This is a genomic window from Curtobacterium sp. JUb34 (assembly GCF_003755065.1).
Taxonomy (GTDB): domain Bacteria; phylum Actinomycetota; class Actinomycetes; order Actinomycetales; family Microbacteriaceae; genus Curtobacterium.
The window spans coordinates 116,385-131,571 of the sequence record NZ_RJVH01000002.1; the positions used below are offsets into that span (position 1 = coordinate 116,385).

Annotated in this window: 14 protein-coding genes; 4 read left to right on the forward strand and 10 right to left on the reverse strand. The window is 72.2% G+C overall.

What is annotated here, in order from left to right:
• Positions 1-93: 93 nt before the first annotated feature.
• From EDF63_RS07055 to EDF63_RS07070, 5 genes are all read right to left on the reverse strand, one after another.
• Positions 94-627 carry an NUDIX hydrolase gene (locus EDF63_RS07055; protein WP_260233008.1) on the reverse strand — a complete coding sequence of 178 codons (534 nt, stop codon included), beginning with the start codon at positions 625-627 and terminating at the stop codon, positions 94-96.
• Positions 628-743: 116 nt separating this feature from the next.
• On the reverse strand, positions 744-1,457 hold the full coding sequence (locus tag EDF63_RS07060) for a M50 family metallopeptidase (protein ID WP_185021328.1): 714 nt from the start codon (positions 1,455-1,457) through the stop codon (positions 744-746).
• Positions 1,458-1,516: 59 nt separating this feature from the next.
• Complete coding sequence (locus EDF63_RS18945) at positions 1,517-1,630, reverse strand: Rax2 family protein (protein ID WP_260233009.1); 114 nt, start codon at positions 1,628-1,630, stop codon at positions 1,517-1,519.
• Positions 1,630-3,444 carry a glutamine--fructose-6-phosphate transaminase (isomerizing) gene (gene glmS / locus EDF63_RS07065; RefSeq protein ID WP_123312326.1) on the reverse strand — a complete coding sequence of 605 codons (1,815 nt, stop codon included), beginning with the start codon at positions 3,442-3,444 and terminating at the stop codon, positions 1,630-1,632. The genes EDF63_RS18945 and glmS overlap by 1 nt, the downstream gene beginning before the upstream one ends.
• A 425-nt stretch (positions 3,445-3,869) precedes the next feature.
• Positions 3,870-6,566, reverse strand: coding sequence for a LuxR family transcriptional regulator (locus tag EDF63_RS07070; protein ID WP_123312327.1), 2,697 nt, complete (start codon positions 6,564-6,566; stop codon positions 3,870-3,872).
• A 487-nt stretch (positions 6,567-7,053) separates the two neighbouring features.
• Between EDF63_RS07070 and EDF63_RS07075 the strand changes: the two genes are divergently transcribed.
• The gene (locus tag EDF63_RS07075) at positions 7,054-8,544 is read left to right on the forward strand and encodes an MFS transporter (RefSeq protein WP_123312328.1); all 1,491 of its coding nucleotides are present in this window, start codon (positions 7,054-7,056) and stop codon (positions 8,542-8,544) included.
• Positions 8,545-8,603: 59 nt separating this feature from the next.
• On the opposite strand, the gene hisN is transcribed toward EDF63_RS07075, so the two are convergent.
• The 4 genes from hisN to aroA all read right to left on the reverse strand — a co-directional run bounded on the left by hisN (position 8,604) and on the right by aroA (position 13,322).
• Entirely contained in the window at positions 8,604-9,386 is a 783-nt protein-coding gene (hisN, locus tag EDF63_RS07080; protein WP_123312329.1) for a histidinol-phosphatase, read from the reverse strand.
• An 18-nt stretch (positions 9,387-9,404) separates the two neighbouring features.
• On the reverse strand, positions 9,405-10,577 hold the full coding sequence (locus EDF63_RS07085; RefSeq protein WP_148061746.1) for a hypothetical protein: 1,173 nt from the start codon (positions 10,575-10,577) through the stop codon (positions 9,405-9,407).
• A gap of 260 nt (positions 10,578-10,837) precedes the next feature.
• Positions 10,838-11,923 (reverse strand): ribosome small subunit-dependent GTPase A, encoded by a 1,086-nt coding sequence (gene rsgA / locus EDF63_RS07090; RefSeq protein WP_123312330.1) that lies wholly within the window; start codon positions 11,921-11,923, stop codon positions 10,838-10,840.
• A 4-nt stretch (positions 11,924-11,927) separates the two neighbouring features.
• Complete coding sequence (gene aroA, locus EDF63_RS07095) at positions 11,928-13,322, reverse strand: 3-phosphoshikimate 1-carboxyvinyltransferase (RefSeq protein WP_123312331.1); 1,395 nt, start codon at positions 13,320-13,322, stop codon at positions 11,928-11,930.
• 111 nt (positions 13,323-13,433) lie between these two features.
• Here aroA and EDF63_RS07100 point away from each other — a divergent pair, with 111 nt between their 5' ends.
• Positions 13,434-14,195, forward strand: coding sequence for a sigma-70 family RNA polymerase sigma factor (locus EDF63_RS07100; RefSeq protein ID WP_123312332.1), 762 nt, complete (start codon positions 13,434-13,436; stop codon positions 14,193-14,195).
• Complete coding sequence (locus EDF63_RS07105; protein WP_111086426.1) at positions 14,192-14,434, forward strand: zf-HC2 domain-containing protein; 243 nt, start codon at positions 14,192-14,194, stop codon at positions 14,432-14,434. Before EDF63_RS07100 ends, EDF63_RS07105 begins: the two co-directional genes overlap by 4 nt.
• Before the next feature lie 13 nt (positions 14,435-14,447).
• On the opposite strand, the gene EDF63_RS07110 is transcribed toward EDF63_RS07105, so the two are convergent.
• Positions 14,448-14,669, reverse strand: coding sequence for a LamG-like jellyroll fold domain-containing protein (locus EDF63_RS07110; RefSeq protein ID WP_123312333.1), 222 nt, complete (start codon positions 14,667-14,669; stop codon positions 14,448-14,450).
• 66 nt (positions 14,670-14,735) lie between these two features.
• Here EDF63_RS07110 and EDF63_RS07115 point away from each other — a divergent pair, with 66 nt between their 5' ends.
• Positions 14,736-15,176, forward strand: a complete 441-nt coding sequence (locus EDF63_RS07115; RefSeq protein WP_185021329.1) for a GNAT family N-acetyltransferase — start codon at positions 14,736-14,738, stop codon at positions 15,174-15,176.
• The last annotated feature ends 11 nt before the right edge of the window (positions 15,177-15,187 follow it).

Genomic DNA, 15,187 nt, shown 5'->3' on the forward strand with positions numbered 1-15,187 from the left:
GCAGGGCGGGGGCGCGGCGCCGGTCCCGATGCGGAACGACGAGGTCGACGTCGTACGACATCGAGGGCGTCGTTCCGGGTCGACCAGCGCCCGTCAGCCGCGGTGACCGACCGATGCGATGGCCGCCGACAGCCGGCCGGGCAGCCCCGGCGGGATCTCGGCCGGCAGCGCATCGAGCGCGAGCCAGCGGACGTCGTCGCTCTCATCGCTGACGGCCGTCACCACCGACGGGTCGGCGAGGGCGACGAAGCCGACGTCCCAGTGCGCCGCGCAGGCGAACCCGCCGCCGAGCTCGTGCCGGTCCAGGTCCGCGATGCGGCCGTCGACGAGCTCGAGGTCGGTGATGCCGGACTCCTCGCGGGCCTCGCGACGAGCGGCGTCGGCCAACGAGGCATCCGACGGCTCGAGGTGCCCGCCGAACTGCACCCAGAAGCCGCCCTTGCGGTGCAGGCAGAGCAGCACCCGGGCCAGGTCGGGCGAGAACACGAAGCACGACGCGGTGAGGTGCTCCGGGCCGCCGTCACGCCACAGTGAGGCATCCCCTCCGGCGGCGACGAACGCGGCGAACGCATCGCGGTGCCGATCGTCAGCGGTGGCGAGGGCGGTGGTGACGGTGTCGAGCAGCACCGCACCATCCTCCCAGGTGTGATGACGACGACGCGGTGGGTGGCGACGACGCGGAACGACGAGGTCGACGTCGTTCGACATCGAGGGCGTCGTTCCGGGTCGACCAGCGCCCCTCGTCAGAAGAGTGCGCGCACGCCCGCGACCACGGTGTCCCAGACCTCGAGCAGTGGGACCCGTGCGAGCCACACCGCCAGGCCGTTCACCAGCACGAACAGCACGAACCAGACCCCGGCCGGCACCCGCATCTCGGCTGCGGCGATGTGGAAGTCCGTCTGCACGCGGGCACCGGTGAGCAGCCACCGTGCGACCTGCACGACGGACCGCAGTCCGTCGACGACGAAGAACGCCCCGACGGCGGCGACCACGAGCACCGTGGTCTCGGACGGACGCAGTGCCACCCACAGCGCCAGGACGTCGAACCCGAGCACGACGAGCAGCCCGAACCAGTTCCGCACGAACACCAGCGCCACGAGCCCGATCACACCGAGCACCGCGACGGGCAGCCACCGCGAGCCGTGCAGCACCCCGGTCACCAGGAGCACCCCGGCCCAGAGCGGCGCGCTGTACCCGGCGTAGAGGTTGAGGATCCGGACGAGCCAGCGGATGCCACCGGGCACCCGGCCGAGCTGGACCCAGGCCTCGCCGGAGCCGTCCGGGTGCAGGTCGATGCGCTGGATGCGGCCACCGAACGGGACGACGACGACGCAGTGCCCGACCTCGTGGGCGATGGTCGCGGCGATCCGGGCGACGCGGCCGACGAGCGGCAGGAACGGCAGGAGCGCGCCGACGACGAGCGCGACGAACACGAGGGGCGGGGCTGCGGTGGTCAAGGGACCAGCATCGCAGCCGTGTCCCGCGAACTGCCCGAGACCCAGCCCAACCGTGCCCGTCAGCCCAGGGCGGTCGGCCCCGCCACCACGACGACGAGCACCGTCGTCATGGCGATCGCGAACGCGGTGAGCACGACCAGGAACGTCGTCAGGTGGTTCATCCGGCCGCGCATCACTCGACCGTCACCGACTTCGCCAGGTTGCGCGGCTTGTCGACGTCGCAGCCGAGCTGCAGCGCGAGTTCGCGGGCGAGCATCTGCAACGGTACGACTGCCTCGAGCGGGCCCCACGGCGCGGCCATGGCGCCCCAGGCGAGTCCGCCGGTGCCGCGGCTGCCGAGCGCCGGGATGTCCGACCCCTCGCCGCCGATGGTGATGACGAAGCCGCCGCGCGCACGGACCTCGGCGATCGCGGACTGGATCTTCGGCTCGCCGTGGTCGACCACGACGACGGGCGTGCCCTCGTCGACGAGTGCGAGCGGCCCGTGCTTCAGTTCCCCGGCGGGGTACGCCTCGGCCCAGCGGTAGCTGAGCTCCTTGAGCTTGAGCGCGCCCTCGGCGGCGTACGGCAGGCCGGCACCGCGGCCGAGGAACAGGAAGCCGGTGGCCTCCTTCACGCTCGACACCAGGAGCGGCATCCGGTCGGCGGACACCTGGGTGGCGTGTTCGATGCGTGCCGGCAGGTCGAGGAGTTCGTCGACGAGCGCGTGGGCGCGTGCGACCTCGATGCGGCCGGACGCGACGAGCGCGGAGATCACCGCGGCGACGCCGACGACGACCTGCGCCGTGAACGTCTTCGTCGCGGCGACGCCGATCTCCGGGCCGGCGTGGCAGTCGAGCACGGCGTCGGCGCGACGGGCCAGCGAGGAGTGCATGTTGTTCGTCAACGCCAGCACCGGGTGGCGGTCCTCGAACCGGTCGAGCGCACGGAGGACGTCGGCGGTCTCGCCGGACTGGCTGATCGCGACGACCAGGGTGTCCGGGCCGAGGACGGCCTGGTCGGCCTCGCTGGCGACGACGATGTCGGTCGGCACGCCGCCGATGCCGCGCAGGGCGGTGGCGATCACCTGGCCGGCGTTGAGCGAGGTCCCGCAGGCGACGATCGCCAGGCGTTCGAAGGCGGGCAGCCCGAGGCCGACCCACATGCTGCCGTCCGCGGTGCGCCGGGCGATGCGGTCCAGGATCGTGCTGACGACGTCGGACTGCTCGCCGATCTCCTTCGCCATGTGGTCCGGGTGGTCGCCGAGGTCCAGCGCGGTCGCGGCGAACGGCGAGGGGGTGGGGAACGGCACGGGCACCGTGATCCCGTTCGACGACCAGGTCCAGGCCTCGCCGAGCTCGACGACGTCACCGTCGCGGAGTGCGACGAAGGTCTCGCACCACTCGGCGATCGCACCGATGTCGCTCGCCACGAAGTCGCCGCGGGCGGACCGGGCGACGACGAGCGGGGAGCGGTCCGCGGCCACGACCATCCGGCCGTCGCGGGCGTCGAGGACGACGATCGCCCACGACCCCTCGAGCTGCGCGGTCGCGATCTGCACGGCGAGCATCAGGTCCGGGTCGACGGCCAGGGCGCGCTCGACGAGGTGCGCGATGACCTCGGAGTCGACCTCGGAACGGAACCGGTGCCCCTGCGCCTCGAGCATGTCGCGCAGGCGGTCGGCGTTCTCGATGATGCCGTTGTGCACGATGCTGATCCGGCGCGAGCAGTCGGCGTGCGGGTGGGCGTTCGCCTCGCGCACGGCGCCGTGCGTCGCCCAGCGGGTGTGGCCGATGCCGACACCGGTCAGGGCATCGCCGGACCGGGCGGCGACGAGCGTGCGCAGGTCGCCGACGCGGGACACCGAACGGATCGTCTCGGTGCTCCCGGTGGCGGTCCGGACGGCGATGCCGGCGGAGTCGTAGCCGCGGTACTCGAGTCGCTCGAGTCCGTCGAGCAGGTAGGGCGTCGCGTCGTCAGACACGCGGGCCGCGATGATGCCGCACATCGGCTGTCCCTTCGGGGGAACGGGGTGGGGGAGTGGAGCGGGGTTCGGCACCGACCGCCGTCGGGTCTGCCGCGCGTCCGGGTCCTCGCGGTCCTGACCGGCGCCCGTCCTCGGATCAGGCGAGGACGGACGACGGAGTGGGTGGGCCACGAGGTTCGGGTACCGGACGGGGTACCGCGGTCTGGCCCCTGGGGAGGGGCACGGCGGTCGGTGCATGAGAAGCCTCACCCGGCGACGCCGCCACGGCAACAGTCGTCGACTGCTCTTGCGGTTCCCCGCGTGCGGGGGACGCCGCGGTGCGGTCGCGTGCGGACTCCCGCAACGTGCGCGCGCAACGCACGCCGCGTTCTGGACAGGGAAAAGGCGGACGGGAGGCCCGGTACCAGCTGGTACCGGGCCTCCCGTCCGCCTCGTGGTCGCGTCGACTACGTGAGCAGCGCGACCAGGTGGGAGCGCGACCGCGCGCCCACCTTGCGGTAGATCTGCGTGAGCCGCAGCTCCACCGTGCGCTGCGACATGAACAGCGACGACGCGATCTCGCGGTTGCGGTAGCCCTCCGTCACCTTCTGCACCACGGCGCGTTCCTCGGCCGTGAGCGAGGTGAGCACCGCGGAGGCGTCCGGAGCGCTCCGGGGCGTCCCCGGCACCGACGCGGACAGCACCGGTGCGGACCGGAGCGACGACCCCGTGCCGAACGGCGGCATGGCCGCTGCCGGTGCGGGGGTGACGAGGGGACGGCGCATGCCGGCCGCCTCGTACGCCGCGGCCGCTGCTGCGCCGAGACGCGGACGCTCGGCGGGGTTACCGACGACCGCGAGGGCCGCGAACGTCCGTGCCCGCTCGAACTGCGAGTCGTGCGGCTGGAACAGCTCCAGCGCGCGGCGACGGGCCGTGTCCCGGGTGGTGTCGTCGGCGACGAGCGCGAGGCTCCTCGCCAGCACGAGCGCACCCCAACGACCCGGTCGGGCGTGGTGGTCCGCAGCGAGTCGCGCCGTGATGGTGCGGGCGTCGTCGATCCGTCCGAGGCGCGCGTACGCCTCGACCAGGTCGCCGAGGTGCCGGAGCACCGCGGGGTTCCGCAGGGACCGGCCGATGGCGTCCGCCGCTTCGAGTGCGGCGGCTGCCTCCTCCAGTCTGCCGTCGAGCAGCAGGACCCGACCGCGGAGCGCGTGCAGCTTCGCCGTCGCACCCCACAGGCGGCTCGTCGAACGGTGCTCGAGGCACCGGTCCACGACCGCCAGGGCTTCGGCGGAACGCCCCTCGGCGAAGTGCCGCCAGGCGATCGCGATGGCCCGCGACGGCTCACGGAGCCGCTCGACCACCGAGGAACCGGCCTCCCACACGTCGATCGCGCGGAGCGCCTGCCGGAAGTTCCCGGAGCGCACCTCGTTCTCGGCGGTCAGGTAGCGAGCTGCCTCGGTCCACACCGGTGCCGTCTGCGGGCCCCGGGCGAGCACGAGTGCGAACACCCGACGCGCGCTCCGGTACCGCTCGGCGATGCTCAGCGCGTGGGCGAGGAGCAGCAGGGCCGGGTCGGACATCGCCAGCAGCACCGACGTCGCGAGTCCGTCGTGCAGGTCGGTGTCCGCCGGCAGGGTGCCGTCGATCGCGGCGATGAGCTCCCGCGCGGTCGTCGTGATCTCCAGCGTGTGCGGAGACGCCGACGCCTCGAGGGGCTCCACACGGTGCAGGAGGTCCCTCGCCTGGTCGAGCTCCCACGCCTCGGCACGGAAGCACGCCACCATGGCCATCAGCCCGGCGATCGCGTCCACGTCGGCCGGCTCGGTCGCGTCCACCGACACGAGGAGCTCGTCCGCGTGCACGGCGTCGCCACTGAGGTACTGCGCCGAGTACTGCAGGCGCAGCCGGCGGACCTCGTGCGCAGTCGTCCGGAACGGACGGAGCGCGGCGAGGTAGCGCGCGGCGTAACCGAGCATCCGGTTGCCGAGCAGGGCCTCGGCGACCCCGAGCAGCGCGACGAGCTCGTCCTCGGTGCCGCCACCGACGTGCAGGGCACGCTCGGTGAGGGCGATCGCGGCGTGCACGTTGCCGTCCACCACGTAGGACCGTGCGGCGCTGAGCAGCGCGACCACGTCGGGGACGTCGTCGACGAAGCTCCGGTGCCACGCGGCGGCCCGCGGGTCGGACTCGGCGCTCGCCGTGGCCAGCGCGGCGTGTGCCGCGCGGCGGTCACGGGCGGGCATCCGCCAGTACAGCGCGGACCGGACCAGGGGGTCGCGGACCGTCACACTCTGACCCCGCACGGTGGCGAGGCCTGCTCCGACCAGGTCGTCCAGCTCGTCGCGGTCCCAGGCCGTGGTCTTCGCGACCGGCACCAGGGCGAGCTTCGCGAGGACGTCCAGATCTCGTCCCGCGGCGGACCCGAGTGCGAGCGCCGCGAGGGCCTCGGTCGTCGGAGTGGGTCGGAGCGGGAGCACGATCGGCTCCGCACCGGTGAGCTGCTCGCGGCTGAGCACCGCGAGCTGTTCGCGGAGTGCGCCGGGGTTGCCACCGGTCTCCGCGGCGAGGACGGCGAGGACGCCGTCGTTCGCCTCTTCCGGTGCCATCGACCGGGCGAGGATCAGTGCCTCGTCGGACGGCAGCGGCTCGATGCGGAGCGCCGGCAGGGCCGCGAGCGGACCGTCCGACGGCACCGAACGGACCGTCGCCACGACGCGCAGGGCGGTGCCCGCGAGTCGGCCGGCGAGGAACGCGATGAGCTCCTGGCTCTCGACGTCCATGCGGTCGAGGTCGTCGATCAGCACGAGCGTCGGCGGCAGGGTGAGCGCGTGCACGGCGTCGAGGAAGTCGTGCGCCGCCGCCAGTCCGGCGGTCACGGGGACCGCCGTCTCGCCCGTCTGCAGGAGATGGGCGATGTGGGCCGTCGCACGGGGGTCGTCGAGCGCGGTGAACAGGGAGGTCACGCCGGCCAGGGGCCACCGGGATTCACTCCCGTTGACACCGACCCGCACGACGGGGAGGGAAACGCGGTTCGAGACCGCGTCGAGGACGCTGCTGCGTCCGGAACCAGGGTCGCCGACCACGACCATCGCGGACTCCCGAGGGAGTACAGCGAGGGTCGCGATCCGGTCGACCTCGAGACGTCGACCGGTGAGTGCCATGACTCACCGGCCTCCGGGCCCGGAAGCGGATCCTGCGGAGAGGTCGTCGGCGAACGCTGCGTTCGCTGCGACGGGGCGCCGTGAGGCGGACCGGACTGCTGCACGGTGGGTGGCCGTGTCGGAGTGCGGACGGGAGGCGGCGACTGCGCGCGCGCCGGAGCTGTCGTGGATTGGATGCGGTCGACGAGTGAGGGTGCACTCGGTTCCGCTCGGGAACGATGATGTCATCGTCTGTATCACCCCTCGGGTTAGGGTCTTCGGACGAACACGGTCGGTCTGCGCTCATGTACTCGGATCTAGGGAATCCGGGTCAGCGCGTGACCTTCCGCATGAGCACGATAACTCAGGTACTGGCCATCTGAGCCGCCCCGCGCACCCCGTATCCGGCAACGGTGCCCCCAGTCCGGGGGGCCACGACGAGGGGGTGTCACCCGCCCGGGGGTGGGTCTCGCCCGCCCGGAGGCCGGTCGGTGTACGAACGATGGTGATGTCCAGCGCTGACCCGACCGACGCCCGCCTCGACGACCGCACGCGTTGGAGGGCCTTCGCCGTGTGCGTCGCCGTGGCGGCCCTGACCATCCTCGACCTGTCGAAGGTCAACGTCGGACTGCCGTCGATCGAGCAGTCCCTCCACGCCACCAGCTCGTCGCTCCAGCTCATCGTGGCGGGGTACGCCCTGGCGTTCGGTCTCGCCCTCGTGCCCGCCGGTCGGCTCGGCGACCTGAAGAGCCGCCGCGCCCTGTTCATCGTCGGGCTCGTCGCGTTCACCGTGTCGAGCCTGCTCTGTGCCGTGGCACCGACCATCGAGGTGCTCATGGTCACGCGGATCCTGCAGGGCTTCGCCGCGGGCACGCAGATGCCGCAGGTGATCGGGCTCGTGCAGCAGCTGTTCCGCGGGCCGGAACGCGGACGGGCCTTCGGGCTGTTCGGCGCCATGATCGGCATCTCCACCGCGCTCGGCCCGACCATCGGCGGTGGGCTCATCGCGATCGGCGGTGAGGAGAACGGGTGGCGCCTGCTGTTCTGGATGAACGTGCCGCTCGGCCTCGTCGCCCTGTTCTTCGCGGTGAAGCTCCTGCCCAAGGGAGCGCAGGGACAGGCGAAGGACCGCGAGCTGGACATCGTCGGCATCCTGCTGCTCGGCGCCGCGATCATCACGCTGATGCTGCCGTTCGTGCTCACCACGGGTGCTGGTGACTCCGGCGCGCGGTGGCTGTGGCTCGTCGGGTTCGTGGTGTTCCTCGGACTGTTCGTGCTCTGGGAGGTCCGGTACAAGCGGCAGGGCAAGTCGCCGGTGGTGCACTTCGAGCTGTTCCGGCTGTCGTCGTACCGCAACGGGCTGTCGATCGTCGCCGTCTACTTCGCGGCGATCCCGGCGTCCTTCCTGATGGTGACGCTCTTCCTGCAGGAAGGCCTCGGACTCTCCCCGCTGTTCGCCGGCATGGTGAGCATCCCGTTCGCGGCCACGAGTGCCGTCGGGTCGTACATCGGCGGTCGGATCGTCGACCGGGTCGGGCGGGCACTGGTGGTCTTCGGGCTGTTCATGGTCGTGGTCGGCTTCGTGCTGCTCATGCTCGCCGCGGTCCTGACCCCGCCGGAGGTCACGCCGTGGGCGATGGCCGGGGCGTTCCTGGTCGGCGGGCTCGGCGGCGGGTTCGTGGTGTCGCCGAACCAGACGCTCACCCTGGCCGAGATCCCCGTCGAGCAGTCCGGCGTCGCCGGGTCCATGCAGCAGCTCGGGCAGCGCGTCGGGACCGCGATCGGCACCGCGGTGGCGACGAGCATCTTCTACGGGATCGTGCGGGGTTCCGCTGCCGGTGGCGACGGGTCCGGGGGGAGTCGGCTCGACGCGTACCACGACGCATTCCGGAGCGGCACGACGTTCACGGTGTCGCTGATGGCGCTCGCACTCGTGCTCGCCGTCGGGGACCTGGTGGTGCGGCGGCGTGCGGCTCGGCGCGAGGCCGCGGCGGCCTGATCGACTCGGAACGACACCGTCGACGTCGTCCGACGTCGACGGTGTCGTTCTGCGTCGCGCTAGCGGCGGATGACCTCGACGACGGCGTCGTGCACCAGGCCGTTCGTCGCGAGCGCGCTGCCGTGCCAGGCTCCGGGGTCGCCGTCGAGCGAGGTGAAACGTCCGCCCGCCTCTTCCACGATGGGGACGAGGGCGGCGATGTCCCACGGCTTCAGGTCGGGTTCGCCCGCGATGTCGATGACGCCCTCGGCGACCAGCATGTACGACCACATGTCGCCGTAGGCGCGCGTGCGCCAGACCCTGCGCGACAGGTCGACGAGCGCGTCGAGCCGGTCGTCGTCGTCCCACTGCTGGATGCTGTTGTAGCTCAGGCTCGCGTCGGACAGGTCCGCGACGCCGGACACGCGGAGCGCGCCGTCGAACGAGTGCGCGCCGAGCCCCTCCGCCGCCCACCAGCGCTTGCCGAGTGCGGGGGCGCTCACCACGCCGAGCACGGGGCGACCGTCGACCGCCAGGGCGATGAGCGTCGCCCACACCGGCACGCCGCGCAGGTAGTTCGCGGTGCCGTCGATCGGGTCGACGACCCACTGGCGGTGGCCCTCGCTCGTCGCCTCGGCGCCGGTGTCCGCCGTCGTCTCCTCGCCGAGGAACGCGTCGTCGGGCCGTTCCGTCGCGATCCGCTCGCGCAGGGCGTGCTCGACGGCCTGGTCGGCATCGGTGACGTGCGTGCTGTCGGCCTTCTTCGACACGTGCAGGTCGGCGGCGCGGAACCGCTCGAGGCTGATCGTGTCGGCGATGTCGGCGAGCGAGCGGGCGAAGTCCAGGTCGGCGCTGAGGTCCACGGGTCGAGCGTAGCGGGGCTACGCGGCGACGACCTCTTCCTCCTCGAGCCGGGTGACCTCGCGCTCGCGGGCGATGCGCGTGCGGCGGGCGACGAGCCCGTGCACGACCACGCAGAGCAGGACCGCCGCGGCGAGCCAGAGTGCGAGGACCAGGGACGACCGGCCGAGGGAGGCGTCCGGGAAGTACTGCAGGTCCTGCGCTGCCTGCAGCCACGCGGCGCCGCTCCAGAAGGAGTGGAGCGCGGAGAAGAACCCGGGCACGAACGACGCCTGGAAGATCCCGCCGGACGACGTGAAGTTGAGCATCACGAACAGCATCGTGAGCACCGGAGTGGTCCACCGCCCGAGCACCGGGTGCAGGCCCACGCCGATCGCGACGATGATCGCGTCGTACAGCCAGGCGAACAGGAACACCTGCCAGTGGTGCGTGGTGATGACGCCGTAGATCGGTCCGGCGACGATGATCCCGATGCCGGCGACGACCCCGGCGGTGGCGAGCCCGACCACCGCGGTCCACACCGCGCGGAGCTTCGTCGCGACGGACGCCACGGCGATGGCCGATGCGTAGCCGCCGACGCTCAGCGCGACGAGCAGGAAGAACAGCCCCTGCCCGGTGCTGTCCTGCTCGCCCGTCGGGACGACGTCGACCACCCGGAACGGCACGTGCTGCTCGTACGCGATCGGCAGGAAGACCTTCTGCGCGGCGGACGCGGTCGTCTCCGACGCAGCCGTCGAGACGTAGAGCGTCGCGCCCGTGGTGGTCGGGGCGTACACGGCGGCGAGGTCGCGGTCGCGGATCTGCCGCTCGGCGTCCTTGGTCGAGGCGACGACGTGGGCGACGAGCGCGCCGTCGGACTCGTCGGTGACGGTCTGGGCGAACACCTGGGTCGCGGCAGACTGCCCGACGATGCCGACCGGCAGCTCCTTCGGCGCGGGTGCGTGGAAGGCGCCGAGGTAGGCGAGTCCCATGCCGGCGGCCAGGAAGAGCGGCACGAGGATGTGCGTCGCGAAGGTCAGGAGCACCCGTCCGAGGCCGGCGGGGCGCAGGACGCTGTCGGTGCGCTGCGGCTTCGGGGCCCTGGGGGACTTGTGCGTGGGGGAGTGGTGCGCGTGCGACGTCGTTGTCGTGCTCGAGGACGGGGCGTCGACGGCGGGGGTCGGCGCAAAGTTGTACTTTGCAACTTCAGACACGAGGGTCCACTGTACAACACTGCTGCACACGTGTCGACGCGGGGGTGGGCAGGCGGGCGGGCAGCGGGGCGTGGCGGGCAGCGGGGCGGGGCGTGGTGGGGCGCGGCTCGGTGATACTGGCGACACGCCCGAGCTCACTCCGCCGAGGTTCCACAACACGCCGCGCGCTGTTCGCCGAGGTTCCACGAACGGCCCGTGACGCCGCCGAGATGTGCAGATTTCGGAACCTCGACGGGACGGCACGGGCGCGGCGGGACGGGCTACTCCAGGCCGGGGTCGGAGGCGCCCATGCCGGTCAGCAGCGCGCGGAACGAGTCGAGCCGCTCGACGCCCGTCGGCCCGAGCTCGCCGTCCTGCACCCGGTCGACGATCTCCCAGTCGTGCGCCTGCGCCAACGGGATGCCGTCCCGCGCGGGCCGCACCGGGATCGCGTGCGAGGCGAACGCGCGGAAGACGTTCGCCGGGTCGACGTGCCCGAGGCCGAACGACCGCACGCCGGGGGTGTCGATGATCCAGCCGCCGTCCCGCACCCGCAGCGCGATCGACGACGACGAGGTGTGCCGCCCGCGACCCGTCACCGAGTTCACGACACCGATCGCCCGCGTCGACCCGGTCAGGGCGTTCACGAGCGTCGACTTGCCGACGCCCGAGTGCCCGACGGTCACGGTGACCTTGTCGTCGAGCAGGTCGTGCAGCACCTCGAACGGGACGTCGTCCGATCGGCTCGTCACGATCCGGAGGTCGAGGCACGCGAAGTGCGCCAGGAACGGGGCAGGGTCGGCGAGGTCGGTCTTCGTGATGCAGAGGATCGGGTCGAGGCCGGCGTCGAACGCGGCCACCAGGTACCGGTCGATCAGGCGGGTGCGCGGCTCGGGGTCGGCGGCGGCCACCACGATGAGCATCTGGTCGGCGTTCGCCACGATGACGCGCTCGACCTCGTCGGAGTCGTCGGCGCTGCGGCGGAGCAAGGTGGTGCGCTCGGCGACCTTCACGATGCGCGCCAGCGATCCGGGGTCACCGGAGACGTCGCCGACGAGCGACACGTGGTCGCCGGTGACGACGGACTTCTTGCCGAGCTCCCGGGCCTTGGTCGCCGTGATGACGTGCTCGTCGCCGGAGCCGGAGCCGGAGCCGGAGCCGGACCCCGTTCCCACCAGCACGCCGAACCGCCCGCGGTCGACGTTCGTCACCCAGCCGACGGGGGCGTCGTCGTAGGTCGGCCGCGTCTTCGTGCGGGGTCGGTTGCCCTTCGGGTTCGGACGCACCCGCACGCTCGACTCGTCGTACTGTCCGTACGGCTCGTCCGCGTCGGAGTCGTCCCCGTCGACGTCGTCCCACCAGCTCATGGGCTCAGACTCCCGGAACCGAGTCGAGCGAGCCGGAGGAGGCGACCATCGCCGCCCACAGCTCGGGGAACTGCGGCAGGGTCTTCGCCGTCGACCCGATGTCGTCGACGGCGACGCCGTCGACGACGAGCCCCACGATGGCGCCGGCCGTCGCCATCCGGTGGTCGTCGTACGCGGCCCAGTCGCCGCCGTGGAGCGCGGCAGGCTCGATCCGCAGGCCGTCGTCGAGTTCGTGCACCGAGCCTCCCGATCGGTTCACGTCCGCCGCGAGCGCGGCGAGGCGATCCGTCTCGTGCCCACGCAGGTGGCCGATCCCGGTGATCTCGGTCGGCTCGCCGGCCAGTGCCGCCAGCGCGACGAGCGCCGGTGCGAGCTCGCCGCCGCGGCTGAGGTCCAGGTCGACACCCGGCAAGGAGGCCCCGCCGCGGATCCCGACGCCGCCGTCGACGACCAGGTCGTCACCGTCTCGGGCCACGGTCGCGCCCCACAGGGGCAGGAGCGTCTCGAGGTCGGCGCCGACCTGCGTGGTCGCGCGCGGCCAGGTGCGGATGCGGACGGTGCCGCCCGCGACGAGCGCGGCGACCGCGAACGGTGCGGCGTTCGACAGGTCCGGCTCGATCGTGACGTCGCGCGCGCCGATCGGCCCGGGGTGGACGACCCACTCGCCGACCGCGGGCTCGTCGACGGTCACGCCGCGGGCACGGAGCGTGGCGACGGTCATCTCGATGTGCGGCAGGCTCGGCAGTCGTTCGCCCACGTGGGTGAGGTGCAGGCCCTCGTCGAAGCGCGGCGCGGAGAGCAGCAGGCCCGAGACGAACTGGGACGACGCCGACGCATCGATCGACAGGGCGCCACCCCGGACCGAGCCGGTGCCGGTGAACGCGAACGGCATCGAGCCGTCGCCGTCGTCGGTGACGTCGACGCCGAGGTCGACGAGCGCCCGGATGATCGCGTGCATCGGACGCTTGCGGGCGTAGGGGTCGCCGTCGATGACCACGGGGCCGACTGCCAGGGCGGCGAGGGGCGGCAGGAACCGCATCACGGTGCCGGCGAGCCCGCAGTCGACGCGCACGTCACCGTGCATCGGCGCCGGGGTGATCCGGAGGTCCGGGCCGTACGGGTTCGGCTGCTCGCCCGGTGCCGGTTCGACCTCGTCGATCCCGACGCCGAGCTGCCGGAGCCCCGCGATCATGAGCGCCGAGTCGCGGGAGTGCAGCGGCAGGCGGATGACGGAGGGGCCGTCCGCGAGGGCGGCGAGCACGAGCTCGCGGTTCGTCAGCGACTTCGAGCCGGGCAGCGCGACGTCGCCGCGCAGGGGGCCGCGCGCGAGCGGGGCGATCCAGGGGGCCGGGTCCGCGGCGGGCTGTGCACCGCTCCGGGAATGCGTCGTGTCTGCCATCGGTTCACAAGACTACTGAAACGATCGGGAGGACCCTTGGCGACAGCACTCGCACCATCGCGGACGCGCCTGCCCGGCGTGTCCACGTCGCTCGCTCTAGACTGGCCCGCGATGACGACCGACGAGCCGCAGGCAGCACCGCACGACCTGGTCGAGGAGACCGAGGAGCAGCTCGACGCGGTCGAGGCGGAAGACGAGGCGTCGTTCGTCGACGCCAAGACGGTGCCGGCCGACGAGCTCCGCGCCCTCTTCGAGACCCAGGCGCTGCCCTTCATGGACCAGCTGTACGGCGCGGCGATGCGGATGACCCGCAATCCGGCCGACGCCTCGGACCTCGTGCAGGAGACCTTCGTCAAGGCGTTCGCTGCGTTCCGTCAGTTCAAGCAGGGCACGAACCTGAAGGCCTGGCTGTACCGGATCCTGACGAACACGTTCATCAACACGTACCGCAAGAACCAGCGGAACCCGTACCAGGGCACCATCGACGAGCTCGAGGACTGGCAGTTGGGCGGCGCGGAGAGCGTCACCCAGTCGATCTCCGCACGGTCGGCCGAGGCCGACGCGATCGACCACCTGCCGTCCTCCGCCGTCAAGGACGCCCTGCAGGCCATCTCGGAGGACTTCCGGATGGCCGTGTACTTCGCTGATGTCGAGGGCTTCTCGTACCAGGAGATCGCCGACATCATGAAGACCCCCGTGGGGACGGTCATGAGCCGTCTGCACCGTGGTCGCCGGCTCCTCCGGGGGCTCCTGGCGGACCACGCCCGTGAGACCGGCATCGTCCCGGACGCAGCGTCGACGGCGACGATGCGCGGACGAGGCCGGAAGACTGCCGCGACCGAGGGTCGCGTCGATGGGAAGGAAGCACGATGAGCGGCTGCGACTGCTCCAAGGCGAAGGCCGAGCTCGAGGAGTTCCTGCACGGGGAGCTCTGCCGCGAGGACGCGGCGGACATCCGCGAGCACATGGACGACTGCGAGGACTGCACGACCGAACACCGCGTCGGCGTCGTCCTGATCGAGACCGTGCGCCGCGCGTGCAAGGAGACCGCTCCGGAAGAACTGCGTGGCGAGATCCTCGCGCGCATCCGGCTGGAGCAGTCCACCCACTGACGAAGCCGCGGGCTCAGCGTCCGGCGGCGTGGTGCGCTGCGATCGTCGAGGCGTCCAGGACGTCGTCGTACACGCGGACCGTGTCGACGTCGCCGGTGAACGCGTACCCACCGGCGTTCGGCCATCCGGCCAACGTCTGCCGGCCCGCTCGCCAGTGCCCGTCGTACTGTCGGAGTGACACGGCGTCGGTCCGGGCGTCCTGCTGCACCCCGTCGAGCCAGAGGGTCAGCAGCATATATGAATATCAGTTGTGATGACACCCCGTCGCAACACAGCGCGGCGCCCGGGTAGGGTCGCCAGCATGACCCTCCTCGTCGAGTCGATCACCACCTGGTCCGACACGGACGTCTCCGACGTCGCTGCTCTCGTCCGCCTGCTCGGCCACGAGGTCGACGACGCGGCGATGCGCGCACGCCTCGAACGGCTCACGCCCGAGGCCGGACACCGCACCTGGGTGGTGCGTGGCGAGGACGGCCGCCCGGTGGCGGTCGCCGGCGCGCAGGTCACCTGGGCGTACGCGAGCGACGAGCCGACGGCGCAGCTCCTGCTGCTGGTGGTCGACGACACGGCGAGGAGGCTCGGCACCGGTTCGGCGCTCATCGCCACCTTCGAAGCATGGGCGGTGGAGCAGGGCGCGCGTCGCCTGAGTGCCGTCAGTGCGGCCGCGACGGACAGCGCGCACCGGTTCTACCAGAAGCGCGGGTACCACGACGCCGGGGTGCGCTACACGAAGATCGCGTAGCGCACCCCGGC

What these genes read in the sequence shown, in the direction of transcription:
- EDF63_RS18945 (WP_260233009.1), bottom strand. Translation starts at nt 1,630, where the DNA reads ATGCGCGGCCGGATGAACCACCTGACGACGTTCCTGGTCGTGCTCACC.
- glmS (WP_123312326.1), bottom strand. Translation starts at nt 3,444, where the DNA reads ATGTGCGGCATCATCGCGGCCCGCGTGTCTGACGACGCGACGCCCTAC.
- EDF63_RS07070 (WP_123312327.1), bottom strand. Translation starts at nt 6,566, where the DNA reads ATGGCACTCACCGGTCGACGTCTCGAGGTCGACCGGATCGCGACCCTC.
- EDF63_RS07075 (WP_123312328.1), top strand. Translation starts at nt 7,054, where the DNA reads ATGTCCAGCGCTGACCCGACCGACGCCCGCCTCGACGACCGCACGCGT.
- rsgA (WP_123312330.1), bottom strand. Translation starts at nt 11,923, where the DNA reads ATGAGCTGGTGGGACGACGTCGACGGGGACGACTCCGACGCGGACGAG.
- aroA (WP_123312331.1), bottom strand. Translation starts at nt 13,322, where the DNA reads ATGGCAGACACGACGCATTCCCGGAGCGGTGCACAGCCCGCCGCGGAC.
- EDF63_RS07100 (WP_123312332.1), top strand. Translation starts at nt 13,434, where the DNA reads ATGACGACCGACGAGCCGCAGGCAGCACCGCACGACCTGGTCGAGGAG.
- EDF63_RS07105 (WP_111086426.1), top strand. Translation starts at nt 14,192, where the DNA reads ATGAGCGGCTGCGACTGCTCCAAGGCGAAGGCCGAGCTCGAGGAGTTC.
- EDF63_RS07110 (WP_123312333.1), bottom strand. Translation starts at nt 14,669, where the DNA reads ATGCTGCTGACCCTCTGGCTCGACGGGGTGCAGCAGGACGCCCGGACC.
- EDF63_RS07115 (WP_185021329.1), top strand. Translation starts at nt 14,736, where the DNA reads ATGACCCTCCTCGTCGAGTCGATCACCACCTGGTCCGACACGGACGTC.